General features: G+C 66.5%; 25 protein-coding genes. 12 read left to right on the top strand and 13 right to left on the bottom strand.

Annotated elements, in window-relative coordinates:
* Positions 1-28 precede the first annotated feature (28 nt).
* On the bottom strand, positions 29-1,066 hold the full coding sequence (gene zapE, locus V6M49_RS14000) for a cell division protein ZapE (protein WP_141140171.1): 1,038 nt from the start codon (positions 1,064-1,066) through the stop codon (positions 29-31).
* A gap of 214 nt (positions 1,067-1,280) precedes the next feature.
* Here zapE and V6M49_RS13995 point away from each other — a divergent pair, with 214 nt between their 5' ends.
* The 3 genes from V6M49_RS13995 to ybaK are packed head-to-tail and all read left to right on the top strand — an operon-like array spanning position 1,281 to position 3,201.
* Complete coding sequence (locus V6M49_RS13995; protein WP_141140170.1) at positions 1,281-2,192, top strand: sulfurtransferase; 912 nt, start codon at positions 1,281-1,283, stop codon at positions 2,190-2,192.
* Positions 2,193-2,202: 10 nt separating this feature from the next.
* Positions 2,203-2,664, top strand: coding sequence for a SufE family protein (locus tag V6M49_RS13990; RefSeq protein ID WP_141140169.1), 462 nt, complete (start codon positions 2,203-2,205; stop codon positions 2,662-2,664).
* Between the two features lie 39 nt (positions 2,665-2,703).
* On the top strand, positions 2,704-3,201 hold the full coding sequence (ybaK, locus tag V6M49_RS13985; protein WP_332761501.1) for a Cys-tRNA(Pro) deacylase: 498 nt from the start codon (positions 2,704-2,706) through the stop codon (positions 3,199-3,201).
* On the opposite strand, the gene V6M49_RS13980 is transcribed toward ybaK, so the two are convergent.
* Positions 3,198-4,400: an alpha/beta hydrolase family protein gene (locus V6M49_RS13980; protein WP_141142031.1), complete on the bottom strand. Its 1,203-nt coding sequence runs from the start codon at positions 4,398-4,400 to the stop codon at positions 3,198-3,200. The two genes, ybaK and V6M49_RS13980, sit on opposite strands and share 4 nt — an antisense overlap.
* A 219-nt stretch (positions 4,401-4,619) precedes the next feature.
* On the opposite strand from V6M49_RS13980, the gene V6M49_RS13975 reads away from it, so the two are divergent.
* From V6M49_RS13975 to V6M49_RS13935, 9 genes are all read left to right on the top strand, one after another.
* Positions 4,620-5,111, top strand: coding sequence for a hypothetical protein (locus tag V6M49_RS13975; protein WP_104061985.1), 492 nt, complete (start codon positions 4,620-4,622; stop codon positions 5,109-5,111).
* A gap of 14 nt (positions 5,112-5,125) precedes the next feature.
* Positions 5,126-5,635, top strand: a complete 510-nt coding sequence (gene msrB / locus V6M49_RS13970; protein ID WP_332761499.1) for a peptide-methionine (R)-S-oxide reductase MsrB — start codon at positions 5,126-5,128, stop codon at positions 5,633-5,635.
* A gap of 154 nt (positions 5,636-5,789) precedes the next feature.
* Complete coding sequence (locus V6M49_RS13965) at positions 5,790-7,157, top strand: DUF6421 family protein (RefSeq protein WP_332761497.1); 1,368 nt, start codon at positions 5,790-5,792, stop codon at positions 7,155-7,157.
* On the top strand, positions 7,154-7,930 hold the full coding sequence (locus V6M49_RS13960) for an SDR family oxidoreductase (protein ID WP_332761495.1): 777 nt from the start codon (positions 7,154-7,156) through the stop codon (positions 7,928-7,930). Before V6M49_RS13965 ends, V6M49_RS13960 begins: the two co-directional genes overlap by 4 nt.
* 59 nt (positions 7,931-7,989) lie before the next feature.
* Entirely contained in the window at positions 7,990-9,105 is a 1,116-nt protein-coding gene (locus tag V6M49_RS13955) for a threonine aldolase family protein (RefSeq protein ID WP_141142029.1), read from the top strand.
* Positions 9,106-9,166: 61 nt separating this feature from the next.
* Positions 9,167-9,817 (top strand): DUF3000 domain-containing protein, encoded by a 651-nt coding sequence (locus V6M49_RS13950; RefSeq protein WP_058929308.1) that lies wholly within the window; start codon positions 9,167-9,169, stop codon positions 9,815-9,817.
* Between the two features lie 31 nt (positions 9,818-9,848).
* On the top strand, positions 9,849-11,177 hold the full coding sequence (locus tag V6M49_RS13945; RefSeq protein WP_332761494.1) for an HRDC domain-containing protein: 1,329 nt from the start codon (positions 9,849-9,851) through the stop codon (positions 11,175-11,177).
* Positions 11,178-11,295: 118 nt separating this feature from the next.
* Positions 11,296-12,594 carry a thiolase family protein gene (locus V6M49_RS13940; RefSeq protein ID WP_332761493.1) on the top strand — a complete coding sequence of 433 codons (1,299 nt, stop codon included), beginning with the start codon at positions 11,296-11,298 and terminating at the stop codon, positions 12,592-12,594.
* Positions 12,591-14,822 (top strand): 3-hydroxyacyl-CoA dehydrogenase NAD-binding domain-containing protein, encoded by a 2,232-nt coding sequence (locus tag V6M49_RS13935; RefSeq protein ID WP_332761492.1) that lies wholly within the window; start codon positions 12,591-12,593, stop codon positions 14,820-14,822. Before V6M49_RS13940 ends, V6M49_RS13935 begins: the two co-directional genes overlap by 4 nt.
* Here V6M49_RS13935 and V6M49_RS13930 read toward each other — a convergent pair.
* The 11 genes from V6M49_RS13930 to acnA form a co-directional block, all read right to left on the bottom strand.
* Positions 14,808-16,337: an ABC transporter ATP-binding protein gene (locus tag V6M49_RS13930; RefSeq protein WP_332761491.1), complete on the bottom strand. Its 1,530-nt coding sequence runs from the start codon at positions 16,335-16,337 to the stop codon at positions 14,808-14,810. The genes V6M49_RS13935 and V6M49_RS13930 overlap by 15 nt on opposite strands.
* A complete protein-coding gene (locus V6M49_RS13925) occupies positions 16,338-17,084 on the bottom strand; it encodes an energy-coupling factor transporter transmembrane component T (RefSeq protein ID WP_332761490.1) in 747 nt (248 codons plus the stop codon). It lies immediately after the preceding gene.
* A 10-nt stretch (positions 17,085-17,094) separates the two neighbouring features.
* Positions 17,095-17,943, bottom strand: a complete 849-nt coding sequence (locus tag V6M49_RS13920) for an ECF transporter S component (protein WP_332761489.1) — start codon at positions 17,941-17,943, stop codon at positions 17,095-17,097.
* Positions 17,944-18,055: 112 nt separating this feature from the next.
* Complete coding sequence (locus tag V6M49_RS13915) at positions 18,056-18,268, bottom strand: hypothetical protein (RefSeq protein ID WP_332761488.1); 213 nt, start codon at positions 18,266-18,268, stop codon at positions 18,056-18,058.
* A 114-nt stretch (positions 18,269-18,382) separates the two neighbouring features.
* Complete coding sequence (locus V6M49_RS13910) at positions 18,383-18,676, bottom strand: Beta-galactosidase C-terminal domain (protein ID WP_332761486.1); 294 nt, start codon at positions 18,674-18,676, stop codon at positions 18,383-18,385.
* Positions 18,677-18,760: 84 nt separating this feature from the next.
* Positions 18,761-19,786: a nucleoside hydrolase gene (locus V6M49_RS13905; protein WP_141140159.1), complete on the bottom strand. Its 1,026-nt coding sequence runs from the start codon at positions 19,784-19,786 to the stop codon at positions 18,761-18,763.
* A gap of 12 nt (positions 19,787-19,798) precedes the next feature.
* Entirely contained in the window at positions 19,799-20,776 is a 978-nt protein-coding gene (locus V6M49_RS13900; RefSeq protein WP_332761483.1) for an aldo/keto reductase, read from the bottom strand.
* An 11-nt stretch (positions 20,777-20,787) separates the two neighbouring features.
* Complete coding sequence (locus V6M49_RS13895) at positions 20,788-21,348, bottom strand: hypothetical protein (protein WP_332761482.1); 561 nt, start codon at positions 21,346-21,348, stop codon at positions 20,788-20,790.
* Positions 21,345-21,962, bottom strand: a complete 618-nt coding sequence (locus V6M49_RS13890) for a DUF402 domain-containing protein (protein WP_141140156.1) — start codon at positions 21,960-21,962, stop codon at positions 21,345-21,347. The genes V6M49_RS13895 and V6M49_RS13890 overlap by 4 nt, the downstream gene beginning before the upstream one ends.
* Positions 21,959-23,932 (bottom strand): 1-deoxy-D-xylulose-5-phosphate synthase, encoded by a 1,974-nt coding sequence (gene dxs / locus V6M49_RS13885; RefSeq protein ID WP_141140155.1) that lies wholly within the window; start codon positions 23,930-23,932, stop codon positions 21,959-21,961. Before dxs ends, V6M49_RS13890 begins: the two co-directional genes overlap by 4 nt.
* A gap of 129 nt (positions 23,933-24,061) precedes the next feature.
* Positions 24,062-26,872, bottom strand: coding sequence for an aconitate hydratase AcnA (gene acnA, locus V6M49_RS13880; protein ID WP_332761479.1), 2,811 nt, complete (start codon positions 26,870-26,872; stop codon positions 24,062-24,064).
* Positions 26,873-26,955: the final 83 nt, after the last annotated feature.

Below are 26,955 nucleotides of genomic sequence, written 5' to 3'. Positions count from 1 at the left end.
CTGACGGTCCGGCTTCCCCGGCCGATGCCTAGGACGGCTCGTGGTTCTGGCCCTCGCGGGCGAGTGCAGTCAGGCGGGACACAGCACGGAAGTACTTCTTGGTGTACCCGCCGTGCATCATCTCGTCCGTGAAGAGCTTGTCGAAGGGGACGCCGCTGGCCAGGATGGGCACATCCTTGTCGTACAGGCGGTCCGCCAACACCACGAAGCGAAGCGCCACGGCCTGTTCGGTGATGGTCTCCACGTTGCGCCACACAACGCCGTCGATGCCGTCGATGAGCTGCCGGTAGCGGCTCGGGTGGACACCGGCCAGGTGGCCGATCAGTGAACTGAATTCGTCCTCTGCCACGGTCTTGCCGTTGAACTCGGCCTTCATCTGTGCGGCGAGCTGGCTGTTCTTCAGCGGTGCCGGGGCGGCGGGCAGCCCACGGTGGCGGAAGTCCTCGCCGTCGATCCTGATGACGTCGAACTGGTCCGCCAGGACCTGGATTTCACGGGCAAAGTCGACTGCGGCAAAGCGGCCGTCGCCCAGCGAACCCGGCAGCGTGTTGGACGTGGCAGCCAGCTTGACGCCGGCGTCGGCCAGTTCACGCATCAAGCGAGACATCAGCACGGTGTCACCCGGATCATCCAGCTCAAATTCGTCGATGCATACGAGCTTGTAGTGGCTCAGTGCCTCAACAGTCTTGCGGAAGGAAAGGGCGCCCACGAGGTTGGTGTATTCCACAAACGTGCCGAAGGCCTTGGGGCCCGGGGCGGCATGCCACAGCGAGGCCAGCAGGTGGGTTTTGCCGACGCCGAATCCTCCGTCGAGGTAGATCCCCGCCCTGGTAGCGACCTTCTTGGTGAAGAACTTCTTGAACAGGCCGTCGCCGTCGCCGGCTCCGACTCCCCCGGCGAATGCTTCCAGCGCCTTGACCGCCGCCGCCTGGGACGACTGGTTCGGGTCCGGCCGGTAGCTGGCAAAGGAGACCTGGCCGAACCGTGGGGACGGATAGAAACCCTTGAGGAGCTCATTCACCGAAACCGCCGGAGTGCGGGCGGCAAGCTGTTCGATCTGTACCAAGGTGGTCCGTTCTGCTGGTGGGTTGTCCCCAGAAAGAATACCGGCAAGGGCCCTGGCCTCCCCCGCGATGGCGCCGGCCAGGGCCCCTGCGTGACGAAGGCCATATTTCCCACTGTTAACAAGGAGGCGGACAGGGCGGCCGGCCATGGCTAGTGTGGGAGGCAGGTTTTCCTTCTACAGCATCCGCCGTGTGTCTCAGTGAAAGGCCATCACCATGTCCTACGCAGTTGAACAGAACGAGAAGTTCGCCGCCTACGCCAACCCGGAGCGTCTGGTGTCCACCGAATGGCTCGCAGCCGCCCTCCAAAGCGGCGCCTTGGCGGACGGAAAGCTGGTGGTGGTCGAGTCCGACGAGGACGTCCTCCTTTACGAGACCGGCCATATCCCCGGATCAGTCAAAATCGACTGGCACACGGACCTTAACGATGACGTGACCCGCGATTACGTGAACGGTGAGGCGTTTTCCGCCTTGGCCGCTGCCAAGGGCATCTCCCGCGACACCACTGTGGTCATCTACGGGGACAAGTCCAACTGGTGGGCCGCCTATGCGCTCTGGGTCTTTACCCTGTTCGGCCACGAGGATGTCCGGCTGCTCGACGGCGGCCGGGACAAGTGGATCGCCGAAGGCCGTGACCTGACCACGGAGCGGACCTCCCCGGCGCCCGGCGACTACCCGGTGGTGGAGCGCAACGACGCCCCCATCCGCGCGTTCAAGGAAGATGTGCTGGCACACTTCGGCAAGCCGCTCATTGACGTCCGCTCCCCCGAGGAATACACCGGCCAGCGGACCCACATGCCGGCCTACCCGGAGGAAGGCGCGCTCCGCGGCGGCCACATTCCCACGGCAGCATCCATTCCCTGGGCACGCGCCGCTGCGCCGGACGGAACGTACCGCAGCCGGGAAGAGCTCGAGGCACTCTACCTGGGCGAGGCCGGGCTGACCGCCGGAGATGACGTGGTGGCCTACTGCCGCATCGGCGAGCGTTCCAGCCACACCTGGTTCGCTCTCAAGTACCTGCTGGGCTTTGACACTGTCCGGAACTACGACGGCTCCTGGACCGAGTGGGGCAACGCCGTCCGGGTTCCCATCGCCAAGGGCACGGAACGCGGCACGGTCCCGGCGTAAACTGGAACAGATGAGTACACATGACCTGCCCGCCGCCTTGGCGGAAATCGTGAATGACTTCCAGGCCCTGACCGAACCCGATCGGCTTCAGCTGCTGCTTGAGTTCTCGCGCGAACTGCCGGAACTGCCGGACCGGCTGAAGGACCACCCCGAGCTCCTGGAGCAGGTGGTGGAATGCCAGTCGCCGCTGTTCCTGACGATTGAAACGGAAAAGAACGACGCCGGCCCGGCCGACGCCGTTCGGCTCTACTTCAAGGCGCCACCGGAAGCCCCCACCACGCGGGGTTTCGCCGGTGTGCTCCACGAGGGTCTCGACGGACTCAGCGCCGCTGAAATCCTGGCGGTGCCGGACGATATGCCGGAGCTGCTGGGCCTGACGCGGGCCATCACGCCACTGCGGATGCGTGGCATGACCGCCATGCTGGGACGGATCAAACGCAAGGTCGCCGCGACGTCCCGGCTTGCGTCCTGATCAGCTGACCTCCTGGCTGCGGATCGGAAACTGAACGCTTTGGGACGCAAGAGTTCTTCAAACGGAACGCCGGCCACAGCCGCACTGGCTGCAGCCGGCGTTCCCTTTGTGCTGCATCCGTATGCCCACGATCCCTCCGCAGCCAGCTACGGCACGGAAGCCGCCGAAGCCCTGGGCATCGCTCCCGAAAAGGTCTTCAAAACCCTCATGGTCGAAGTGGAAGGCCGGCTTGCTGTGGGTGTTGTCCCGGTCAACGGAAACCTTGACCTCAAGGCATTCGCCGCCGCCATGGGCGCCAAGAAGGCTTCGATGGCGGACCCCGCGGCTGCGGAACGCCGCACCGGCTACGTCCTCGGCGGGATCTCGCCGCTGGGCCAGCGCCAGACATCGCCCACGGTGGTGGACAGCAGCGCCCTCAATCTGGGGACGATGCTGGTTTCCGGTGGCAAACGCGGCCTGGACGTTGAGCTTGCACCGGCTGACCTCATCCGGCTGACGTCCGCGGTGACGGCCGCCATCGGCACGCGCACACTTTAGCGGTTCTGCCCTGGGTTGAGCCGCGGAGCCAACTGGGGCCGGAGCCACGCCTTGATCAGGTTCTCCCAGCGTTCGGGATCGACATTCCATTCCTTCGTGTGCCTGGCGTGATTGAACGTTTCGAACGTGACCATGTCCGGATTCCGTTCGGCCAAAAGCGCGGATGGTTCGTAGGGAACGTACTCGTCATCAACGCTGTGGATGATCAGGGTGGGCGTCCGGACCTCCACGGCGCGCGCCACCCAGTCCATGGCCTTGAGGTCCACGGGTGCGGCCAGTCCGGTGAGCCTGCGGCCCACGGGGTGGCCCAGCATCAGTTGCCCGTAGCGGCCAACGAGGGACGGAATGCGGTTGATCTGCGCATGGTGGGCCAGCACATTGACCCAGTTGATGACGGGCGCGTCCAGGACCATGGCCCGGATCAGGTGACGGTGGGGCGAGAGATCGGCCGTCTGCAGGCAGATGGCACCACCCATGGACCAGCCGAAGAGAACAATTTCCTCGGCGCCATTGGCCAGGGCAAACTCGATGGCGGCCTCTATGTCACGCCATTCCGTGGATCCCAGGCCGTACCGGCCGTCCTCGGCCGATGGCGCCAACCCGTCGTTCCGGTACGAGACAAGCAGGCTGGTGAGCCCCAGTTCGAGGGCGGGACCTACCGCCCGGAGGGCCTCCTGGCGGGTTGCCCCGCGGCCGTGAACCATGATTGCCCAGGTCCGGGACGTCCCGCCGGCCCGGACCAGCCATGCCGGTGCCGTGCCGCCGTCGACCTCAATCAGTACGTCCTCGGCCGCAAAGCCGGCCGTGGCGGGATCCGGGTAAAGCGCACCGCTCCACCATCCGCGGCGGGCCGTATCAAGATCGCCGGCATAGACGGCTTCCACTTCGCGCAGGACCGTGCCGTCCGCCGGCGAATAGGACACGATCCGCCCGATCCGGGCGTGCCCCTTCCCGCCGTCGAAAAACAACCCATAGACGCCCTCCACAGTGGTCTCCGGAGTGGCTGTCAGGATGACCTGGCGGCCGCCCCCTTCCCGGATCACGGCGAGGACTTCCTGGTCCGCCGTCCGCTGCCGGACGGGAGTAATCACACGCCGGGCAAAATAGAGCGCCAGCGCGGAGGAGCCTGTGGCCAGCAGGCCGGCAAGGGCCCCGCCGCCAATGACGCCGCCGAGCGCCCATTTGGCGCGCAGCGACATGCGGCCGTCGGCCTGGGTCGGAACTGCCGCCGTCAACGTGGAGGTGCGCGTGGAAGGTGCCATGGAACCATTCTTACTGCCGCAGACGGGTTGACCATATTCCGTCCGGCACGTGGCACCGAAATTCTGCCGGCCCCGGGGACGCCGCGCTCATGACACAGCGCGCACCGTGCGGCCCAAATGGATGCAGGCGCCGGTGCGCACGACTAGGCTGATGCCATGAGCGATCCAATCGTCATCCTGACCGAAGAACCCCTGGGCGCGGACGACCGCGTCAACATAGAACGCCTGGTGGACGGGCAGGACACTCCCCTTGTCCTACTGGTTCCAGGGAACACTGAACGGCATCTGCTGGTGGATTTCCTTGAGAATCTCTCCCTCCTGGACGTTGCTAAGGCGTTCCGCGAACTGACCGCCCACGCCCCGGACCCCACCGTTGAACGGGCCGAGGCTGCAGAGACGCTGGCCGTCTCGCTTGCCGCCTTGGAGGGGCTGGGCGCAGGGGTAACGGGCGAGGTAGTGGACGGCGGGGCCGTCAAAGGCCTCGTGGCCAAGGTCAAGGAACTCGGCGCAGCCCAGGCAGTGGTGATCACCCGTCCGCACGCAGTGGCGGATACGTTCCACACGGACTGGGCCAACAAAGCCCAGGACCAGTTGGGGCTCCCCGTACTCCACCTGTATGCCGGTTCGGGATTTATCGGCGACTCCTGAGCGTTGAGCTGACTATGAGCATCTTTGGTAAGAGCATCTTCGAGAACAAGGCCACGGATTCCGTCCCCGGTCCGGCCGCTGACGCCGTCGCTGCGGAACCCGCCTACCGGAAATCCGACGCCGAGTGGCGGCAGGAACTCACACCGGAGGAATACCACGTGCTGCGGCAGGCGGGTACGGAGCGCCCCTTCACCGGTGAGTACGTGGACACCCATACGGAGGGTGTCTACCAATGCCGTGCCTGTGGCACCGAGCTCTTCCGGAGCAACGAAAAATTCGACTCGCATTGTGGCTGGCCGTCCTTCTGGGCACCGCTCGCCGAAGGCACCGTCCGTTACATCCACGACCGGACGCTCGGCATGAAGCGGGTGGAGGTACGGTGCGCGAACTGTGATTCACACCTGGGCCACGTATTTGAGGGTGAGGGCTACGGCACGCCCACGGACCAGCGCTTCTGCATCAATTCGGTGTCCCTGAAGCTGGTGCCGCGCGGCGCTGCCGGGGAAGAATCCACGGAGGCCTGAGTCCGCCAGCCGTGGCTCCGCCTATATCTGGCGGCGCCACGAGGTGCTTCGAGCCCGAGAGTCTCTTATGCTCAGGCTCTATTTGAGTTAGGGACTCTGGTTGCTTGCTACGCTCGCCGTAGATGCCCCAAGCAATGAGAAAGGCAGTCGCACCATGACCGTCACCGTGACCGTGGCCCCTACGAGGATCACCGCCGAAAATCCCGCCTGGCTCCGCCTCAGGAGCGCCGCCGAATCCCTGCAGGCACTGCAGGTCCAGGACGGCTCCGTGCCTGATGCCGGCCATCACGCCGAGGCAGCCCTGCAGGTTGCCGCCATCACGGAGTCGCTTGCCGAACTGGCACCGCTGTTCCCGCACGACGCGGCCTACCTTGACGCCGTCGTCGCTGATTTCCAGGCGTGGGCCACGGCTGGATTCGCCGTCCCGGACTTCCTCGCATCGCTGCTGGCGTTCCAGCCCCAGCTGCAGCGCCAGGACGGCCTGCAGCATGTTGTCATCTTCCCCATGTACACCCAGAACGGAAGCAGCAGCCGGCTCGTGGAGGCCGTACTGATCGAGGTCATCTGGCCCGATTTTGTGGCCGGCCTTGAGGCCGGGGACTATTCCAACAAGCTCTTTGTGCCCATCCGGTTCCTGGACTTCACCCACGGCTACAACACCAACTCGGCGGTACTGTTCCCCGAAACCGTGGCCGTCCGGGCGACACCCACCTTCACCTGGGGCGCTATTTTCGCGGACCGTGAAGCTGCCCGGTTCCGCCGGGTCCTGCGCGCGGCCGCAGACATCACCTCCCTGGACCTGCCCGCAGGCGCCGCGGAACTCCTGGCCGACCAGGAGCTGACCGAGGCCACGTTTGTGATGTGGGACCTGATCCATGACCGGACTCACATGCGCGGCGACCTGCCCTTTGACCCGTTCATGATCAAGCAGCGGATGCCCTACTTCCTGTATTCGCTGGAAGAACTGCGCTGCGACCTCACAGCCTTCCGCGAATCCGTCCGGATCGAACAGGACGAAGACGCCGGGCCGGAAGCACGCCGGCACGCGAAACTGGTGCAGTACGCCATCATCTTCGACCGGATCTTCCGCTTCGCGATCACCGGCAACCGGGTGCGCAACTACGACGGGCTCGGCGGACAGCTGCTCTTCGCCTGGCTGCACCAGCACCACGTCCTGCACTGGACCGACAGCCGGCTCAGCATCGACTGGGACCACGTGGCGGACGCGGTGATCGCCCTCGGCGCCTCGATCGACGAGCTCTACTGGCGCTCCATTGACCGGCCGAAAATGGCCCATTGGCTTGCCGCGTACCAGCTGATCTCCGCCACACTCACGCCCAACCCCGCATCGGCCTGGGCCAAGGGCCCCGACGCGCTTCCCGTCGCCGGTCCGCCCCGCGGCCTCACCGACCAGGTGCTGGACGACGAATTTCCGCTGTCCATGTTCTACGAAGCCTTGGAGAAGAAAATGCGTCCAGTCATCGAATCCACCGCCGGCATCACCGGAGCGTCCGCGCTGTGAGCGAACCCGGCGCCCCGCGCGTTGCACCTGTTCCGGATAATGCCCTGGGGCTGAACGTCCTGGTCACCGGCGGCAGCAGTCCGTCCGGGATCGCGGTGGCCCGGGCGTTGTACCAGGCGGGGTTCCGGGTGTTCACGGTCGGCTCAGACAGGACGCGCATCCACGCTGCTGCGAGGCAGGCGGGCGACGGCGTCACTCCCCTGGTGTGCGACCTTGCGGATCTCGCCGACGTCCAGGCCCTCCGGAAGACCCTGACGGACACCGCCGGGACCATGGACGGCGTCATGCACCTCGTGGGCGGCTGGCGCGGCGCCAAAGGCATCACGGACCAGAGCGACGCCGACTGGGACTTCCTGGAGCGCGGCGCCATCACCACGCTCCGGAATGTCTCCCGGGTCTTTTACGCCGACCTGGCCGCCGCCCGAACCGGAAGGTTTGCCATGGTGTCCTCCACCGCGGTGGACAAGCCCACGGCGGCGACGGCCAGCTATGTGGCGGCGAAGGCCGCCGCCGAGACCTGGACACTGGCGATGGCGGAGGGCCTGGCCCGCGAGGCTGCGGATGAAGGCACCGCCTTGCGCGGCGCCGCCGTCGTCCTGGTGGTGAAAGCGCTCGTGGACGCGGAACTCCGGAAGGCGCACCCGGAACGGACCTTTGCCGGCGCCACCGACGTCGAGGACCTGGCCGCCGCCGTCGTCCGACTGTTCAGCCGCCCGGCAGCCGAACTGAACGGCCGGCGCCTGCCCCTGACCCCTGACCCCAAAATCCCCTGACTTCCTGGACCCTGACCGGCCGGACCCGACCTCCCTAGACTGAGAACGTGAGCAAAGCAATGACAACTACGGCAGATGCTGCCCCCCGGCTTGAAAACCCCGCCGCCCGGCTGCATGACGCGTCCATCCGCGGTTTCGCCTCGGACAACTACTCCGGTGTGCACCCCGAGGTCCTGGCCGCCCTCGCGGCGGCCAACGAAGGGCACCAGGTGTCCTACGGCGAGGATGACTACACGGCACGGCTGCAGGGGCTGATGGAGGATCACTTCGGCGCGGGCATCGAATGTTTCCCGGTGTTCAACGGCACGGGGGCCAACGTGCTGTCCCTGCAGTCGCTGCTCCCGCGCTGGGGTGCTGTGGTGTGCGCATCGACGGCGCACATCAACATGGACGAAAACGGTGCTCCGGAACGGATCGGCGGGATAAAACTCCTGCATGTCCCCACCCCGGACGGCAAGCTGACGCCGGAGCTGATTGACCGCGAGGCGTGGGGTTGGGGCGATGAGCACCGGGCGCAGCCGCTGGCAGTGTCCATCACGCAGACCACCGAGCTTGGCACCTGCTACACCCCGGATGAGGTCCGGGCTATTGCCGATCATGCCCACGCCAAGGGCATGAAACTCCACATGGACGGCGCGCGGCTGGCCAACGCCGCCGCGCACCTGGACGTACCGCTGCGGGCTTTCACGCGCGACGCCGGCGTGGACATCCTCTCCTTCGGTGGCACCAAAAACGGGCTGCTGTACGGCGAAGTGGTGGTGGCCCTGAACCCCGAAGCGGCCCACGGCCTGAAGTTCCTGCGCAAGATGAACATGCAGCTGGCCTCGAAAATGCGCTTCCTGTCCGCCCAGTTCATCGCCCTGCTGGAAGGCGACCTGTGGCTCCGTTCTGCGTCGCACGCCAACGCCATGGCCGCCCGCCTCCGCGCCGCGGTGGACACGATCGAGGGCGTCGAGCCCACACAGAAGACGGAGTCCAACGGCGTGTTTGCCGTCCTGCCGGCCGGCATAGCTGACCGCCTGCGCGAGTCCTTCCGGTTCTACGACTGGGATGAAACCGCCCGCGAGGTCCGCTGGATGTGCTCCTTCGACACCAGCGAGGAGGACGTCGACGCCTTTGTGGCCGCGATCCGACGGGAACTTGCGGCCCACCACGCGGGCAAGGAAGCCGGATAGCATGGACCGGCCGACGGCGAGCCTGCACTGCCCGCCCCCTGCTGTTGCGTAATCTGCGAAGGTGAACGCACTAGCCCAGGTTCCCCCGGATTTTCTCCACGCCTTGGGAACCCTCCGGAAGGCCCAATGCCGCAGTGAACTGCGCCTGGCGGAAATTCCCGCCCCGGCGCGCCTGGCACCGTTCGCCGTGGCCCTCGGGGCCGAGGTCATGGCGCCCGGACCGGGCAGCGGCACAACACCGGTCCACGGGCCCGCCGCCATGGCCCTGGCGGCGGCCTCCGGCACCGAGGACGACGACGACACCGAGCTGGCCACGGGCCGCTTCATCCTGCTGCACGACCCCGAAGGCTCAGCAGTCTGGGACGGCGAATTCCGGATCGTCACCTACATCCGGGCCCAGCTTGAGCCCGAAATGGGCAACGACGAAATGCTGGGCACCGTCGCCTGGACCTGGCTGGTCGAGGCGCTGGAGAACCACAAGGCCCCCTACCGGGCGGCCGGCGGGACCGCCACGCGCGTCCTGTCGGAGAGCTTTGGAACACTTTCCGACCGGCCCGGATCGATCGATATCGAGCTGCGCGCCTCCTGGACACCGGAGTCCTCGGACGTTACTGCCCATCTGGAGGCGTGGTCAGACATGGTCTGCACGTTCGCCGGCCTCCCTCCTCTGCCTGACGGTGTCACGGCCCTTCCACGCCGTCGCCGGAACTAGGACTGCCCCTTGTCGGTAAACTGAAGGCATCATGACCCCTCATATTCCGGAAAACACCACGGCCGGCGCTCCGGCTGCTGATACCACTCCCCACATCACGGTGGAAGGCTTCGACAGCCAGGTCCCCGTAGTCATTGACCTCGATGCACCGCGCGACGGCGTGCCACTGGTTATCGAAACGCAGTCCGGGCTGGAGCGGTGCGCGGCAGCCATCGCCGCCGGAACAGGGCCCGCAGGGGTTGATGCAGAACGGGCCTCAGGATTCCGGTACGGCCAGCGCGCGTTCCTCGTGCAGATCCGGCGCGAAGGCTCCGGTACCTGGCTGATCGACCCTGAACCGTTCGAGAACCTGTCCATCATCAACGATGCGCTCCAGGGCGTGGAATGGATCCTGCATGCAGCCAGCCAGGACCTGCCCTGCCTGCTGGAGCTGGGCATGTGGCCGGACAAGCTCTTTGATACGGAGCTCGCCGCACGGCTGGCCGGCCTGCCACGCGTTGGCCTGGCTGCCGTCATCGAACAGCTGCTCGGGTTTGGCCTGGCGAAGGAACATTCGGCTGCCGACTGGTCGACGCGGCCGCTGCCCGAGCCGTGGCTGCGCTACGCCGCCCTGGACGTGGAAGTCCTGACCGAACTGCGCGAAGAACTCATCGAACTGCTGCAGGCCGACGGCAAGCTGGAATATGCCGAGCAGGAATTTGCCGCGATCCTTGCCGCCGGCGTCGCCCCTCCCCGGGTTGACCCCTGGCGCAAGACGTCGGGCCTGCACCAGATCCGTGACCGGCGCCAGCTGGCCGCTGTCCGCGAAATGTGGCTGGAGCGCGATTCCCTGGCGCAGAAACGCGATGTGGCGCCGGGACGGCTGATCCCAGATTCCGCCCTGGTGTCCGCCGCCAAGGCCATGCCGTCCACCGTTCCCCAGCTGCTCGGCACCAAGGGCTTCCATGGCCGTGCGGCTCAGCGCGAGGCACCCCGCTGGCTCCGGTGCATCGCCGCTGCCCGCGATCTTGAGGACCTTCCGCCGCTGCACCTGCCCACCAATGCACCGCCCCCGCCGCGGGTGTGGTCCGATCGGGACCCCGAGGCCGCCGCACGCCTGTCCACCGCCCGTCCGCTCCTGCAGGAGAAGGCGGAGGAACTGAACCTTCCCGTGGAGAACCTGCTGACGCCGGACTATCTGCGCCGCGTGGCGTGGCGTCCGCCGTCGGACATTACCGAAGTAGCGGTAGCCGCCGAGCTGCGCGTCCTCGGTGCCCGCGAATGGCAGATCGGCGTGGTGGCACCGCTCCTCACGGACGCGTTCCTCAACCCGCAGCCGCTGCCGGCCAGGGAAACCAAGGCAACCGCAGCCACCGAATAAACGCCCCTCACCGAGCCTTGCACACTATGTTACTGACGAGTAACATAGTGAGCACTGCCGTCCCAGAGCGCTGCCCTTTGGCCTCCGGACGGCGCCAACGTCTCGATGAGGAGTAAACGTGAGCCACCACGGAAGCAGCGGATCCCCGCGAACTGTCCGCGACGTCGTTTTTGTTGACGGCGTCCGCACACCCTTCGGCCGGGCCGGCGAGAAAGGCATCTACGCCGGAACCCGCGCCGATGACCTGATGGTGAAGTGCATCCGCGAACTTCTGCGCCGCAATCCCACGCTGCCCGCGGCCCGGATCGACGAAGTCGCAGTCGCAGCCACCACCCAGACCGGCGATCAGGGCCTGACGCTCGGCCGCACAGCCGCCCTCCTGGCAGGGCTCCCCCGAACCGTCCCCGGCTTCGCCATCGACCGCATGTGCGCCGGCGCCATGACCGCAGTCACCACAACGGCCAGCGGCATCGGTTTCGGCGCCTACGACGTCGTCATCGCCGGCGGCGTGGAGCACATGGGCAACCACCCGATGGGTTCCGGCGCCGACCCGAACCCGCGCTTTATGTCCGAGCGCCTGGTGGATCCCGCCGCCCTGAACATGGGCAACACTGCCGAAAACCTGCACGACCGTTTCCCCGCCATCACCAAGGCACGCACAGACGCCTACGCGGTTGCCTCGCAGGACAAACTCGAGGCCGCCTACGCCAAGGGCCAGATCCAGCCGGACCTCGTTCCGGTCGCTACCCTCAAGCCGGGTCAGGGCTGGACGGTGAACAGTGTTGATGAGCCGCCCCGCCCGGGAACCACGCTCGAGGACCTGGCGGCCCTCCGGACTCCCTTCCGCGCCCACGGCCGCGTGACGGCAGGCAACGCCGCCGGCCTGAACGACGGCGCCACCGCCGCCGTCCTGGCTTCCTCGGAAGCCGCCGCGGAACTGGGCCTGCCGGTCAAGATGCGGCTGGTCAGCTACGCCTACGCCGGCGTCGAACCGGAGGTCATGGGCATCGGCCCCGTGCCCGCCACCGAAAAGGCCCTGAAGAACGCCGGACTCAGCATTGAGGACATCGGACTTTTCGAGGTCAACGAAGCATTTGCCGTGCAGGTCCTGAGTTTCCTGGACCACTTTGGAATTTCCGACGACGACCCCCGGGTGAACCGGTACGGCGGCGCCATCGCGGTGGGCCACCCCCTCGCGTCCTCCGGGGTAAGGCTGATGAACCAGCTCGCGCGGCAGTTCGAAGAAGATCCCTCGGTCCGGTACGGGATCACCACCATGTGCATAGGCTTGGGCATGGGCGCCACCGTCATCTGGGAAAACCCGCGTCACTCGAAATACACAGAGTATGGCGGCGCCGTAGCAGCAGTCGTCCACGAAGAAAACCCAGTAGCCACCACCGAAGGAGCCGCCGCATGAGCGCCGCCGATTTCACCAAGCTTGCCGAGCTCTTCCCCGACGAAACCGTGACCCACTCGTACGTCCAGGACATCAAGCTGCCTGCCGGACCCGGCCAGCAGAGCCCCGGAGTTTTTGCGCTGATCACCCTGGACAACGGCCTGGACCATTCCAAACCCACCACGCTGGGCCCCAATACCCTGGTGGAACTTGGCACGGTCCTGGAGGGCCTGAAGGAGCGTGCGGCCCGCGGCGAGATCGTGGGTGTGGGCGTGACCGGCAAACCGTACTTCCTCGTGGCCGGCGCCGACCTGTCCGCAGTGAAGTCACTGGAGAACAGGGATCACGGCCTGTGGATGGCGCAGCTTGGGCATGACGTTTATGCCACGCTGGCCAACCTCGGCGTTCCCAGCTTCGCGTTCATCAACGGCGTTGCCTTGGGCGGCGGCCTGGAGATCGCCCTGCAGTCCACCTACCGCACGGTGTCCACCGGCGCCGGCGCGCTGGCGCTTCCCGAGGCCTTCATCGGCCTGGTCCCCGGCTGGGGCGGCGTCTACATCCTGCCGCGCCTGATTGGACCCGAGAACGCGGTCAAGGTGATGATCGAGAACCCGCTCAGCAACAACCGGACGCTCAATGGGCCGCAGGCCTTCCAGCTCGGTATCGCCGACGCCCTGTTCGAACCGGCAGACTTCCTGGAACAGTCCCTCGCCTGGGCGGCCACCGTCATCACTGGCGAGGTGGTCCCGGCACGGGCCAACGCCGTGGATCCCGCTGATCCCGCCGTTGCCGGGCGCTGGTCTGCAGCCGTTGCCGCCGGCCGGTTGTTCGTGGAGTCCAAGACGTCCAATGCCTCGCCTGCGCCCGCTATGGTCCTGGACATCCTCGACGCCAACCGGACCATGTCCCAGGCCGAATCGGCTGCCCTCGAGTGTGAAACCCTCGCCGGTCTGATGCAGACAGACGAGTTCCGCGCCACGGTCTACGCGTTCCTGGATTTGGTCCAGAAACGTTCCAAGCGGCCTGCCGGCGCACCGGACCGTAAGCTCGCCCGTCCGGTCACCAAGATCGGCGTCGTGGGGGCAGGCCTCATGGCCAGCCAGCTGGCCCTTTTGTTCGCGCGCCAGCTCAAGGTCCCCGTGGTGATGACGGACATCGACCAGGCCCGTGTGGACAAGGGCGTGGGCTACGTCCATGCCGAGGTGGACAAGCTCCTCGGCAAGAAACGGATCAGCCAGGACGCAGCCAACCGCACCAAGGCACTGGTCACGGGATCGGTCTCCAAGGAGGCGTTCGCGGACGCGGACTTTGTCATCGAGGCTGTCTTCGAAGAGCTGAACATCAAGAAGCAGGTCTTCGCCGAGGTGGAGGCAATCGTCTCGCCGGACTGCATCCTCGCCACCAACACGTCCTCGCTGTCCGTCACGGCCATGGCCGAAGACCTCGCGCACCCGGAACGGCTGGTTGGCTTCCACTTCTTCAACCCGGTGGCCGTGATGCCGCTGCTCGAAATCGTGCGGGCACCCAAGACCGACGACGCCGTGCTGGCCACCGCTTTTGAGCTGGCCAAGGGCCTGAAGAAGACCGCGGTGCTGGTCAAGGATGCGCCGGCCTTTGTGGTCAACAGGATCCTGCTGCGGCTGATGGGCGAAGTGACGGCCGCGTTCGACGAAGGCACCCCTGCCGACGTCGCCGACACGTCGCTGCGTCCCATGGGCCTGCCGATGACGCCGTTCACGCTGGGTGCCATGGTGGGCCTGCCGGTTGCCCAGCATGTCCAGGAGTCCCTCCACGCCGCCTTCGGAGACCGTTTCGCCGTGTCCACGAACCTGCAGAAACTGATCGAGAACGGCGTGAAATCGCTCTGGGCCCCGGCGGCCGACGGCTCCCAGGAGATCCCGGCGTCCACCCTGTCGCTGATGTCCTTCGGCACGTCACCGTCCACCGGGGACGACGTGCTGCGCCGTGTGCAGGACGCCCTCGCCGAGGAGATCGGGCTGATGCTGGATGAGGGCGTAGTGGCCGGCCCTGAAGACATCGACCTCTGCATGATCCTCGGCGCTGGCTGGCCGATGTTCCTGGGCGGCATCACGCCGTACCTGGACCGTGTTGGCGCCTCCGAACGGGTCAACGGCAGGCGCTTCCTGGCACCCGGCGTCGCATCGGGCCGGACGGGTCAGTCCTCCGAATCAGTCAGCCCGGAATCGGTCAGCCCGGATGCAGCCACCCCGGAATCAGTCCGCGGGTAGCAGGCGGCCGGCCTCGATGCGCACCAGCCGGTGCGCGATGGACCGGGCGTAGTCCAGGTCGTGGGTGACCAGCACGACGGCGGTGCCCTCCGCCGTCGTGCTGCGCACCACCCGGTCCAGCGCGGCCAGCCCATGGCCGTCCAGGGAAACGGTCGGTTCGTCCAGCGCAAGGACTGAGGGACGCCGGGCAAGCACTGTGGCCAGTGCCAGAAGCCGCTGCTGGGACGCGGGCAGTTCGGCCGGGTGCTGCCCGGCAAGGTGCTCCAGGCCAACGGCGGCGAGGGCCTGCTGCACCGCCTCGTCAGCCGCCGGCTGCCCACGCTCGAGTCCGAAGCGGACTTCCCGTTCCACGGTCCGCTCAAACAGCTGGTCCCTGGGCTGCTGGAAGAGGAGCCCGACGTCGGCGGCCACGCGCCCCGCGGGCTGTCCACCGATGTGCCGTCCCCTGACCAGTACGCTGCCTGCCGTGGGCTGGAGCAAGCCGTTGAGGTGCCTCAGGAGCGTGGACTTTCCGGCGCCGTTGGGACCTGCCACGGCCAGGATCTCGCCCGCGCTGACGGCCAGGCTCAGTCCGTGCAGGACCGGGTCAGCAGGCGGGCCCGGTTGTGCCCTGAACCAGCCTCGGCGCTGCGTCCCTCGGTATGTGAACGAGACGTCACGCAGCTCCAAAGCCGGCGGACCGTCGAGGACGGATAGATACTCGGCTTCTGCCGGCCGGCGGAGCCCTGTGTGCGGGCGGGGGCTAACCACGCCCGCGAGTTCCAGCGCGCCGGCAGCCAGGATTTCTGCCGGCGAGCCAGCCGCGGCCACGGTACCGCCGGCAAGGACCAGCCACGTATCGGCGTTGTGCAGGAAGGCGTCGGCCCGCTGGCTCAGGATCACGACGGCGGTGCCGTCCTGGACGAGGTTCCGCACCAGGGCAGCGAGGTCTTCGGCTCCGTCCGTGTCGAGGGAGGCGAAGGGTTCGTCCATGATGAGAACCGCGGGGCGGGAAATGACCGCGCAGCCGATGGCCAGGCGGCGCAGCTGGCCGCCGGAAAGCGTGGCAGGATCCCGGTCCAGCAGCCGGGTCAGGCCGGTCAGTGCTGCCGTGTGCCGGACGGCGCCGGCCATCGTCTCACGGTCAGTCCCCGCGTTTTCCAGCCCGAAGGCCAGCTCCTCGGCCACCGTGGCACGGATAGTGGACAAGGCGGCCGCTGGATCCTGCGGCACAAAGCCCACCTGGCGGCCCCAGCTCCCTGGATCGATCCGCGGATCGGCGGCTGTTCCGGTGAACCGGAGGCACGTGCCGGCAAGCTCGAGAAAACCCGTGAGTGTCCCGCCGTCGCCGGGCAGCAACCAGCCGGCGAGCAGGCGTCCCAGGGTTGACTTGCCGCTGCCGGATCCGCCGAGCACGGCTGTCAGCGATCCCGCGGCAAAGGCCACGTCGAGCCCGGCCAGGACCGGTTCCTGCTCGCCGGAGAAGACAAATTCTTCGATACCCGCGGCCAGAGCCGGAGGTGAGCCTTGCGCCACTTAAGAAGCACCCGCCGTCGGCTGCCAGAGGCGGGCGGCGATGGCCGCCACCGCCGCCACCACCAGCACGAGGCGAACCCACCGCTGGACCGGAGAATCCTGGACCGCCCGGTAACTGGTGCGATGCCCGGCGCTGCCGAACCCGCGGGCCTGTAAGGCTGCCGCGCGGGTGCCGGCTTCCTCCACGAGGGACAGCACCAGGGGAACCGCCTGCCACCGGAACGCGCCTGCGCGCCCGACAATTCCAGGCCTGATCACCAGGCCACGCGCTTCCTGGGCCTGCCGGATCCGCCCCAGCCGTGAACTGATGGCCGGCAGCAGTGTCAGGGTGGAGGCGAGCACAAACGCGAACCGCGCGTGGACGCCGCGGGCGGACAGGGCAGCCACCAGGTCCGGGACGCTGATGGTGAAGGAACATAGCAGCAGCACCAGCACCGCAGCGGAAAGCTGTGCAGCCCGCTCGAGGGCAAAATGGAGCCCTTCCACGGTGACCCGCGCAGGGCCCCACTGCGCCAGGACCGTGGTGCCCTCCGGAAAAAAGAGTCCGTGCATGGCCAGCAGTGACAGGACCAGCGGAGCCAGGATGACCGCCCCCGCCGGCAGCATCCGGCCGGCCACTCCCCCGGCTACCGCCAAGCCCGCGGCCGCGGCGATCACGGTGAGGGACAGCGGCCAGCTGGCAGCCGCCGTCGTGATGACTGCAGTGCTGCCGGCAGCCGCCAGCGACGTCAGGGGGTGAAGACGCATCAGGGCCGGGTCAGGCGTCCTGGCCGGTGGATTCGCCGGTGGATTCGCCGATGGGCTGGCTGATGGCTGTTCCTGCAAGCACGCGGTACCGCCGGACAAACGGGAACTGCAGGCGGGTGCGGCGCGGCAGGGCATACACCAGGACGGCCACCAACGTGAAGACGATGGCCTTGTCCATGGGGTCCGAGATGAGTGCCTGCTTGGTGATGGCCGCCAGGAGGGTGTCACCCATGGAGCGGAAGGCGCTGACGATGGCGCCGGTGGCCAGGCCGGAGGTGCCGCCGAAGACGAACGCAGCAACGGGAGCGGAGACCACACCGCCGATAATGCCGGCCAGGAACCCCGCCACCGGTGCCAGGTAGAAGCGCCGGAACAGGCCGTGGCGTGCGGCGACGCCGGCCAGGAAGCCGATCAGGGCGGCACCGGCGGCGAACGGCAGGACGGTGGGGTTGAAGAAGGACCAGACAATGCTGCTGAGGGCGCCCGTGGCTGCTCCGGCGGCGGGTCCGGCCAGGACGGCGATCAGGACGGTGCCGATGGCGTCGAGGTAGAAGGGCACCAAGGTGCTGCCCACGAACTGGCCCAGGACAATATTCAGGACCAGTGCCACCGGAATCAGCACCAGCGTGGACACCGGCAGTGTGGGCAGTACGCCGATTATCAGCAGCACGGCCCCCACGAGGAAGCCGGACAGGGCGATCAGGGCCGACGCGCTGCCGGGGCCGCCGGTGATGTCCGCGGGCTGGTTCAACACCAGGTAGATGTACGTGCCGGCGATGGCCAACGCTCCGAGGGCTTCCAGCAAGCGGCGGTTCCGGGCAGTGGCCGGTGACGGCAAGGTGAGGGAGGGCGATGACATGGCGTTCCTTCTGGGATGCAGGCTGTGGCGCCCGATGGCCCGGGCGGTGCGGAACGCCGCCTATGTCACCTCGGCGGCAGCCGGGGGCGTCTGCGCCGGCCCGGTTCGCGGATCAGTCTACCGGTTCCGGACTCCCGGCATGGTGACGGGCAGGGACACCCTTGCCCTGCAGATCCGGGCCGGGATTGAGCCGCGTCACGAGGATGCCGTTCCGTGCGCGGGCGGCGAGCGGCTGCAGGTCCTGAACGGCTGCGTTGAGGCGTTCCTCGATCTGGCAGGCACTGTCAACCCGGACTTCGACGTGTTCAGCTGTGGCGATGTTCATGGCGCATCTCGACTTTCCGGTGGAATGGGCATGGAGGGCAACGCGGGGTCACTTACGGCCCGATAAACGAAGGTTATTGGGCAGGAAGTGACCCCGCGTTGCTTGAAAGTAGGGTTAACTGGCTTCGCCGCGGGTGTGGATGACGCACACCGTACCGGCGGGAATGACCGCGGTGCCGCTGATGTGCCCGCCGGCGAGGAGGTCCCGCCCGGTGGCGGGGTACTCGGCGTCGGCGTCCGTGTGGTTGATCAGGAACGTGTAGCTGTCCGTCGCGGTACTGCGGGTCACGACTTCCAGCCCTGCTGGCGGCTGGGAGCCCACTTCGATTCCTGCCGTCCGGACGGCGTCGGGCAGCACTCCGGCGACGTATCGGTCCACCAGCTCGCGCGGGGACCGTACTGGATCCATCCGGCCCTCATGGAAGTGGTGGAGAACGCCCTGCTCGCGCTGGACGTGGACTTGCCTGAAAACGCCCCGCTGTAGGGCGAACGTTCAGCGCAGCCGCGCCGCGAGGCCGCCGACGGACCGTATCAATTCCCCGAAGGCCTGCTCAGGGTTGTTGTTCGAGACGATCCGGGCATTTGGCGGGTGATTCCACAGGTTCCGGTAGTCGGCCACGGTGGTCCCCATCAGCAGGGGCGAGTCAACCTCGACGTCCACGGTGGCCAGGCGGGTTGCGTAATCGAGCGTCCCGGCGGCCACACCGGCAGCGAAGTAGTCGTGGACGTGTGCCAGGTAGCCCTGGCCGTAGAGACGGTGAAACTCAAAGTAGAAGCGCAGGGCATCGGACAGGTGCCGCACCAGCGGACTGTCGGCCGTGCTCCTGAGCCCTTCAGGCTGCTTCGGCAGGACCAGCTCCCGCTCACTGCAGCCGGCCGCCTCCGCGAGCCGCAACACATGCTCCGGCCGCAGCTCGATCCGCTCAGTGGTGTCCAGTGAACAGACAATGGGCAGCCGGTCCACCGGCAGGCCGCGGTAGGCCGCATAAACTTCCTTAGCCGCCTGCGGATCAACGTGCGTATTCCATTCGGCGGTGGGAGTGGTGTTCCCCTGGTGGTAGAAGCTGCCGCCCATGATCACCACCTTGCCCAGCAGTTCGGGCAGCCGGGGTTCGCGGCGGATGGCCAGTGCGAAGTTCGTCAGCGGCGCCGTGATCAGGGCCGTGAGTTCCCCAGGATGTGCACGGGCCGCCTCCACCCACAGGTCGGCGGCGTGCCGCGCCGAGACCGTCCCGGACGGCGGCGGCAGGACGGCGTGGCCAATGCCCTGGGGTCCATGGGTTTCCGGCGTCGTCACCAGCGGAATGCCCAGTGGAGCCAGGGCGCCGACGGCGACCTCCACCCCGGTGCGTCCGCACAGTTCCAGCATGGCGAGGGTGTTCCGCGCCACCTGGTGTGCGTCCATGTTCCCGGGCGACGCCGTCACGGCCACAAACTCCATGTCGGGCAGCGAGGCCAGGTAGGCCAGCGCCAAGGCGTCGTCGATCCCGGTGTCAACGTCCAGCAGCAGTCTGGTCATCGGCGGAGTCTCCTAAAAGAGTGCGGCTTTGGGGACCTTCGGGAAGATCGCATCCAGTTCGGCGAGTTCCGACGGCGACGGCACCCAGGCAACAGCGGCCGCATTTTCGCGGATCTGCTCCGGCCGGGTGGCGCCGGCGATCACGCTGCTGACGGCAGGCTGGGCCGCGAGCCAGGAGAAAGCCACCTGGATCTCGGTCAGGCCGCGGACTGCCGCGAAGGAACTGAAACGCTGCAGCTGGTCCCAGTCGGCGTCGCGCACCATGTTGGTCCGCGTATGGCTCAGCCGCGACCCCGCCGGAGCCGAGCCCGGCGAATACTTGCCCGTCAGCAGGCCGTTGGCCAGCGGGAAGTAGGGCAGGACACCCAGGCCGTAGGCTTCTGCCGCCGGCGTGACCTCGAGTTCTGCCCGCCGGTCCAGGAGGTTGTAGTGGTTCTGCGTCGAAATGAAACGGGTGCCGCCGGCGGCCCGGGCCACAAATTCCGCCTCGGCGATCTGCCAGCCGGCGCGGTTGGAGTGTCCGATGTAGCGGACCTTGCCGCTGGAGACAAGGTCATCGAGGGCACTCAGCGTCTCCTCGATGGGGGTCAGTGGGTCAGGCGTGTGGAACTGGTAAAGGTCGATCCAGTCCGTGCCCAGCCGCCGCAGCGAGGCCTCCACCGCACGGACAATGTAACGCCGGGACCCCCGGGCCCCAAAGTCGTTGCCGTTGGCACCCCGGACGTCCATGCCGAACTTGGTGGCTACCACCGCATCGTCCCGCTTGCCGGCCAGGGCCTTGCCCAGCATCGTCTCGCTGAGCCCGGGCTCCCGCCCGTAGTTGTCGGCGACGTCGAAAAGCGTCACCCCGGCGTCGAGGGCAGCATGGACGACGGCGTCAGTCCCCGCCTGCGATTCGGTCACCGTGTTGGCGCGGCCCAGGTTGTTGCACCCGAGCCCCACCACGGAGACGGTCAGCCCGGACTTTCCCAGGCGTCGGTAGTCAGGCATGGATTTCCCCACTAGAGGCTGAACGTGTTGGCAGGCTTCGGGGAGTGCTTGAGTCTGAAGTTGTCCGGTTCGCTGAAGGGCGCGGCGCCGATGCTGAGTTTGGTGAAGTCGAGGTCTTCGCCACGGCTGCAGACCTTGATGGCGCTCACAGCCTTGTTCACGTCGGGGCAGAGGCAGAAGATGTTCAGTTTATAGTCGCTGAACTCCGAGCGTTCCACGGTTCCCAGGCCGCGCCAGGCCAGGTGGCTGATGAGGGCGTCCTTCGCCTTTTCCTCAAGGTAGCGGTCACGGTCGGTGCCCTCCTTGGTTTTGAGGGCGAACTGCGCCACCACCCAGAACTGGTCCTCGTCGGGGATTTCGGCGAAGCCGTCCTCGGCGCACTGCACGGCAAAGGCATCCATGAGGCCCTCCACCGCTGCGGCGTCAGCCACATCGGTCTCTTCGGTTTTGCTCTGGTGGCCAACCACGCCGTAGTTCATCACGAACTGGCTGTAGTCCTCGTCGAACCAGCCTTCACGGAAGTGCAGTACTCCCTCGTCGTCCCGTTTGTAGACCCTGATGATCCCGCTCATGACCGTCCCTTCGTGAACCATTCGGCGTCTGTTCCGTCGAATGGTGCGTGCTGTGCCTTGACGGCCTGATATAGCTCGTCCGCGGCCGCTTGGATGTCATCCACCAGCAGGTCCGGGTAATTCATGGCGACGCGGTGCTCGGCGAACTCGTCCTGGTCATCGATGAAGACGCCCCGGCCGGCCATGCGGATCACGTCCAGGTCCATGTCGATCACATGGAACTCGGTGACGGCGGGGCGGATGTCCGTCCACTCGTGGGCGACGGCGAGGTCAATGTAGACCCTGACGCCGCTGGGGTGGGCGTCGTCGTAGAACGTGGCCACCCAGTCTCCGGACCGCGGCACCAGCAGCACCGCGTCGGATGCTGTGTAAAAGGCAGCGCCCGGGCGCGAACAGAATTCGTTGGTTCCCTGGAAGATCCACCAGCCGTGCCGGTCCTCGCCGAGGTACCGCCCCGGGACCACCCAGTGGGCTTGCCCGTTCCATTTCCGGTTCCGGGCCACCACCAGCTGGCCTGGCTGCAGTCCCGCGGGAACGCGGGTGGTGCTGGTGTGCCTCGCCGGGCCTGAATCCCCGACGGCGGCCGGATACTTCAGTGCGTCTTCTTCCCTCACAGGATCGGCAGGCTGCCGGTGGTGGGGTGCTCGTGGCCTGGCAGGGGGCGCGCGAAGGGGACTTTTGTGCCCAGAACCTGGGCGACGACGTCGTGCGTGATCTGCTGGGCCGTCAGCCCGACGCGCTCCAGCACCTGGCTGCGCGTGCCGTGGTCCAGGAACTCAGCAGGGAGCCCCACCTCGTTCAGGGCGGTGTCCACGCCGGCGGCGCGCATTTCCTGCCGGATCCGCGATCCGACGCCGCCTGCCCTGACACCATCCTCGATGCAGATGACCAGCCGGTGGTGCGAGGCCAGCGCGATGATGGAACGCCGCACGGGCAGCACCCAGCGCGGGTCCACCACGGTGGTGCTGATGCCTTGGGCGCCCAGGCGGTTGGACACGTCCAGGGCCAGTTCGGACATGGCTCCGACACTGACGATCAGGACGTCGTTTTCGGTGGAGCCGGCCGGCCGGCGGGCCAGCACGTCAACACCGTCGGCCAGGCGTTCGATGGCTTCCACTTCGGAGCCCACGGTGCCCTTGGAGAAGCGCACCACGGTGGGGGCGTCGCTGATGGCCACGGCCTCGCGCAGCTCTTCCCGCAGCCGGGAGGCGTCGCGCGGCGCGGCGAGGTGGAGTCCGGGAACGATCTGGACCATTGCCATGTCCCACATGCCGTGATGGCTGGCCCCGTCCGGGCCGGTGACGCCGGCCCGGTCCAGGACTATGGTGACGCCGGCCTTGTGCAATGCCACGTCCATCAGGAGCTGGTCAAAGGCACGGTTCAGGAAGGTGGCATACACGGCCACCACGGGGTGGAGCCCGCCGAAAGCCATGCCGGCGGCGGACGTCAGCGCATGCTGCTCGGCAATGCCGACATCGATCACGCGGTCCGGGTGCTTGGCCGCAAACTTGTGCAGGCCCACGGGAATGAGCATGGCCCCGGTGATGCCCACGATGTCGGGGCGTTCGTCGGAAATCTTCGCGATCTCGTCAGCAAAAACAGACGTCCAGGACTGTGCCCCGGAAACTCCCGTCGGCTCACCGGTCTCCGGATCGATAATGCCGACGGCGTGGAACTGGTCCGCTTCATGGGCCCGGGCCGGGGCGTAGCCGTGGCCCTTTTCGGTCATGGCGTGGACAATCACGGGTCCTGCGTAGTTCCTGGCCGTGGACAGTGCGTGCTCCATGGCCTGCAGGTTGTGGCCGTCAACCGGGCCGATGTACTTCATACCGAGGTCTTCGAACATGCCCTGCGGCGCCCACCAGTCCTTGATGCCCTTTTTCATGGCATGCAGGCTCTTGTAGGTGAACTGGCCTACGGGGCCGCCGTTCTGGAGCTTCTTCTTCCACCAGTCCAGGGTGCCCTCATAGGCAGGGGCGGCGCGGAACGAGTCGATGGTGGGGCGCAGTGAGGCGAGGTAGTCCGCGAAGCCGCCCACCGTGGGGGCATAGGAGCGGCCGTTGTCGTTGACGACGATCACCACGCGGCGGCGCTTGTCGGCCGCAATGTTGTTGATGGCTTCCCAGGCCATGCCGCCGGTCAGCGCCCCGTCTCCGACGACGGCGACGGTGTAGCGCTCCGACTCGCCGGTGAGCTGCCTGGCACGGGATATGCCGTCCGCCCAGGAGAGGGAGGAGGAAGCATGCGAGCTTTCCACAATGTCATGCTCGGACTCGGCGCGGGACGGGTAGCCGGACATGCCGCCCTGCTGGCGCAGCGTACTGAAGTCCTGGCGGCCGGTGAGGAGCTTGTGCACATAGGACTGGTGGCCCGTGTCGAACACAATGCTGTCCCGGGGCGAATCGAAGATGCGGTGCACGGCCAGGGTCAGTTCCACAACGCCGAGGTTCGGTCCGAGGTGTCCACCTGTCTGGGAGACGTTGGTGATCAGGAAACTCCTGACCTCAGCGGCCAGCTCTTCGAGCTGCCTTTGAGACAGCTGGTTCAGGTCCTGCGGATTCCGGATGGTGTCCAAGATTCCCAATGACCCCTCCTTCGGGTGGTAGACGTGCCTGTTAACTCTAACGCCTCGCGGAAAATGCAAAGCCGAAGCCCCGGCTGGTCGGTGACCGGCCGGGGCTTCGAAAGAGTACTGCGTGGGTTCAGATTCCGGCTAGTTGGCCGAGATCTGGCGCAGGACGTACTGCAGGATGCCGCCGTTACGGTAATAGTCGGCTTCGCCCGGAGTATCGATGCGGAGTACTGCATCGAAGGACTTGGCGGAGCCGTCTTCTGCGGTGGCGGTGACCTTGAGGGTCTTGGGCGTGGTGCCTTCGTTCAGGGCGGTGACGCCCTCAACCGCGAAGGTTTCCGTGCCGGTCAGCCCCAGGGTGGCTGCGGATTCTCCAGCCGGGAACTGCAGGGGCAGGACGCCCATGCCGATCAGGTTGGAGCGGTGGATGCGTTCGTAGCTCTCAGCGACGACGGCCTTGACGCCCAGCAGGGCGGTGCCCTTCGCTGCCCAGTCACGCGAGGATCCGGAACCGTATTCCTTGCCCGCCAGGACCACCAGCGGAGTGCCGGCTGCCTGGTAGTTCTGCGCGGCGTCGTAGACATATGCCTGCGGGCCGTCAGCCTGGGTGAAGTCGCGGGTGAAGCCACCTTCGACGCCGTCCAGGATCTGGTTCTTGATGCGGATGTTCGCGAACGTGCCGCGGATCATGACTTCGTGGTTGCCACGGCGTGAGCCGTAGGAGTTGAAGTCCTTGCGCTCCACACCGTTGGCCAGAAGGTACTGGCCGGCGGGGGTGTCCGACTTGAAGGAACCGGCCGGGGAGATGTGGTCGGTGGTGACCGAATCGCCCAGCTTCAGCAGCACGCGTGCGCCGGAGATGTCCTGGACGGGTTCCGGCTGAGCCTTGATGCCGTCGAAGTACGGGGGCTTCCGGACGTAGGTGGAGTTCGGGTCCCAGGCGAAGGTGTCACCGGCCGGCGTGTCGAGCGCCTTCCAGCGTGCGTCGCCGTCGAAGACGCCCTCGTAGCCGCGGGCGAACATGTCCTTGTCGATGGAGGAGTCGATGACCTGCTGGACCTCAACCGGGTTGGGCCAGATGTCCTTCAGGAAGACGTCGTTGCCGGCTTCGTCCTTGCCCAGGGAATCGGTGTCGAAGTCGAAGTCCATGGAACCGGCCAGGGCGTAGGCAATGACCAGCGGCGGGGAGGCCAGGTAGTTCATCTTCACGTCCGGGTTGATCCGGCCCTCGAAGTTGCGGTTACCGGAGAGCACCGCGGTGACGGAAAGGTCGTTGGCCTGGATGGCCTCGGAGATTTCGGCGTCCAGCGGTCCGGAGTTGCCGATGCAGGTGGCGCAGCCGTAACCCACGATGTAGAAGCCGAGCTTCTCCAGGTACGGCGTCAGGCCCGACTTGTTGTAGTAGTCGGTGACAACCTTGGACCCGGGAGCCACGGAGGTCTTGACCCACGGCTTCGAGGTCAGGCCCTTGTCGACGGCGTTGCGGGCCAGCAGGGCTGCGGCCAGCATCACCGAGGGGTTGGACGTGTTAGTGCAGGACGTGATCGAGGCGATGGACACCGCTCCGTGGTCCAGTTCGAACTCGCGGCCGTCTTCAGTCTTGATGTGCACCGGGTTGGTCGGACGCCCGTGGGCGCCATTCGCTGCGGACACAACACGGCTGGTCTCGGTGGTGTGCGAGTCGGCGTGCGTGAACGACGGCGCATCCGATGCGGGGAAGGACTCGTCCAGGGACTCGTCCACGCTGCCGTCTTCGATGGCGACGTAGTTGTGGATGTCCTTGCGGAACTGTTCCTTGGCATCCGTCAGCTCAATGCGGTCCTGGGGACGCTTGGGGCCGGAGATGGAGGGAACAACGGTGGACAGGTCCAGCTCAAGGTACTCGGAGAACTTGATCTCACGTGTTGCATCGTGCCAGAGGCCCTGTTCCTTGGCGTAGGACTCCACGAGTGCCACATTTTCGTCCGAGCGGCCGGTGAGGCGCAGGTAGTCCAATGTGACGTCGTCGATGGGGAACATTGCGGCGGTTGAACCGAATTCCGGGCTCATGTTGCCGATGGTGGCTCGGTTGGCCAGCGGCACTGCCGCAACACCTTCGCCGTAGAATTCCACGAACTTGCCCACAACACCGTGCTTGCGCAGCTGCTCGGTGATGGTCAGCACCACGTCCGTGGCGGTGGCGCCGGCCGGAATGGACCCGGTCAGCTTGAAGCCAACAACACGCGGGATGAGCATCGAGACAGGCTGTCCCAGCATGGCCGCTTCGGCTTCGATGCCGCCAACGCCCCAGCCCAGGACACCCAGGCCGTTGACCATGGTGGTGTGCGAGTCGGTGCCGACGCAGGTGTCCGGGTAGGCCCGGAGAACGCCGTCGATTTCGCGGGTCATGACGGTGCGGGCCAGGTATTCGATGTTGACCTGGTGCACAATGCCGGTTCCCGGGGGAACAACCTTGAAGTCATCGAATGCGGTCTGGCCCCAGCGCAGGAACTGGTAACGCTCGCCGTTGCGCTGGTATTCGATCTCCATGTTGCGCTCCAGTGCGCCGGAGTTGCCGAAAGCGTCGATCTGCACGGAGTGGTCAATGACCATTTCCGCAGGAGCGAGGGGGTTGACCCGCTTGGGGTCACCGCCGAGTTCCTTGACCGCTTCACGCATTGTCGCCAGGTCCACCACGCAGGGGACGCCGGTGAAGTCCTGCATGATCACGCGGGCAGGCGTGAACTGGATTTCTGTATCGGGCTGGGCATTAGGATCCCAGCCGGCCAAGGCACGCACGTGATCGGCCGTGATGTTCGCGCCGTCCTCGGTCCTCAACAGGTTTTCAAGCAATACCTTGAGGCTGAACGGAAGGTTTTCTGCACCTTCAACGGAGTTCAACCGGAAAATTTCGTATTCGGTTCCGGCTACATTAAGTTTGCCTTTTGAACCGAAGCTGTCCACAGTGCTCATCGCAGGACTCCTCTCGCAACAGTTTCATCTTTGTCGCGCGGTAGACCGCTTGCTAGTTAGGCAGGCCTAATTAGTGCTGGCCA

Source organism: Pseudarthrobacter sp. (assembly GCF_036675385.1).
Taxonomy (GTDB): Bacteria; Actinomycetota; Actinomycetes; order Actinomycetales; family Micrococcaceae; genus Arthrobacter.
This window is presented reverse-complemented; position numbering and strand designations above follow the sequence as displayed.

Excerpts from the sequence above, each read along its gene's own strand:
- V6M49_RS13995 (WP_141140170.1), top strand. The coding sequence starts at position 1,281 with ATGTCCTACGCAGTTGAACAGAACGAGAAGTTCGCCGCCTACGCCAAC.
- V6M49_RS13990 (WP_141140169.1), top strand. The coding sequence starts at position 2,203 with ATGAGTACACATGACCTGCCCGCCGCCTTGGCGGAAATCGTGAATGAC.
- V6M49_RS13980 (WP_141142031.1), bottom strand. The coding sequence starts at position 4,400 with ATGTCGCTGCGCGCCAAATGGGCGCTCGGCGGCGTCATTGGCGGCGGG.
- V6M49_RS13975 (WP_104061985.1), top strand. The coding sequence starts at position 4,620 with ATGAGCGATCCAATCGTCATCCTGACCGAAGAACCCCTGGGCGCGGAC.
- msrB (WP_332761499.1), top strand. The coding sequence starts at position 5,126 with ATGAGCATCTTTGGTAAGAGCATCTTCGAGAACAAGGCCACGGATTCC.
- V6M49_RS13965 (WP_332761497.1), top strand. The coding sequence starts at position 5,790 with ATGACCGTCACCGTGACCGTGGCCCCTACGAGGATCACCGCCGAAAAT.
- V6M49_RS13955 (WP_141142029.1), top strand. The coding sequence starts at position 7,990 with ATGACAACTACGGCAGATGCTGCCCCCCGGCTTGAAAACCCCGCCGCC.
- V6M49_RS13945 (WP_332761494.1), top strand. The coding sequence starts at position 9,849 with ATGACCCCTCATATTCCGGAAAACACCACGGCCGGCGCTCCGGCTGCT.
- V6M49_RS13935 (WP_332761492.1), top strand. The coding sequence starts at position 12,591 with ATGAGCGCCGCCGATTTCACCAAGCTTGCCGAGCTCTTCCCCGACGAA.
- V6M49_RS13925 (WP_332761490.1), bottom strand. The coding sequence starts at position 17,084 with ATGCGTCTTCACCCCCTGACGTCGCTGGCGGCTGCCGGCAGCACTGCA.
- V6M49_RS13920 (WP_332761489.1), bottom strand. The coding sequence starts at position 17,943 with ATGTCATCGCCCTCCCTCACCTTGCCGTCACCGGCCACTGCCCGGAAC.
- V6M49_RS13915 (WP_332761488.1), bottom strand. The coding sequence starts at position 18,268 with ATGAACATCGCCACAGCTGAACACGTCGAAGTCCGGGTTGACAGTGCC.
- V6M49_RS13910 (WP_332761486.1), bottom strand. The coding sequence starts at position 18,676 with ATGGATCCAGTACGGTCCCCGCGCGAGCTGGTGGACCGATACGTCGCC.
- V6M49_RS13905 (WP_141140159.1), bottom strand. The coding sequence starts at position 19,786 with ATGACCAGACTGCTGCTGGACGTTGACACCGGGATCGACGACGCCTTG.
- V6M49_RS13900 (WP_332761483.1), bottom strand. The coding sequence starts at position 20,776 with ATGCCTGACTACCGACGCCTGGGAAAGTCCGGGCTGACCGTCTCCGTG.
- V6M49_RS13895 (WP_332761482.1), bottom strand. The coding sequence starts at position 21,348 with ATGAGCGGGATCATCAGGGTCTACAAACGGGACGACGAGGGAGTACTG.
- acnA (WP_332761479.1), bottom strand. The coding sequence starts at position 26,872 with ATGAGCACTGTGGACAGCTTCGGTTCAAAAGGCAAACTTAATGTAGCC.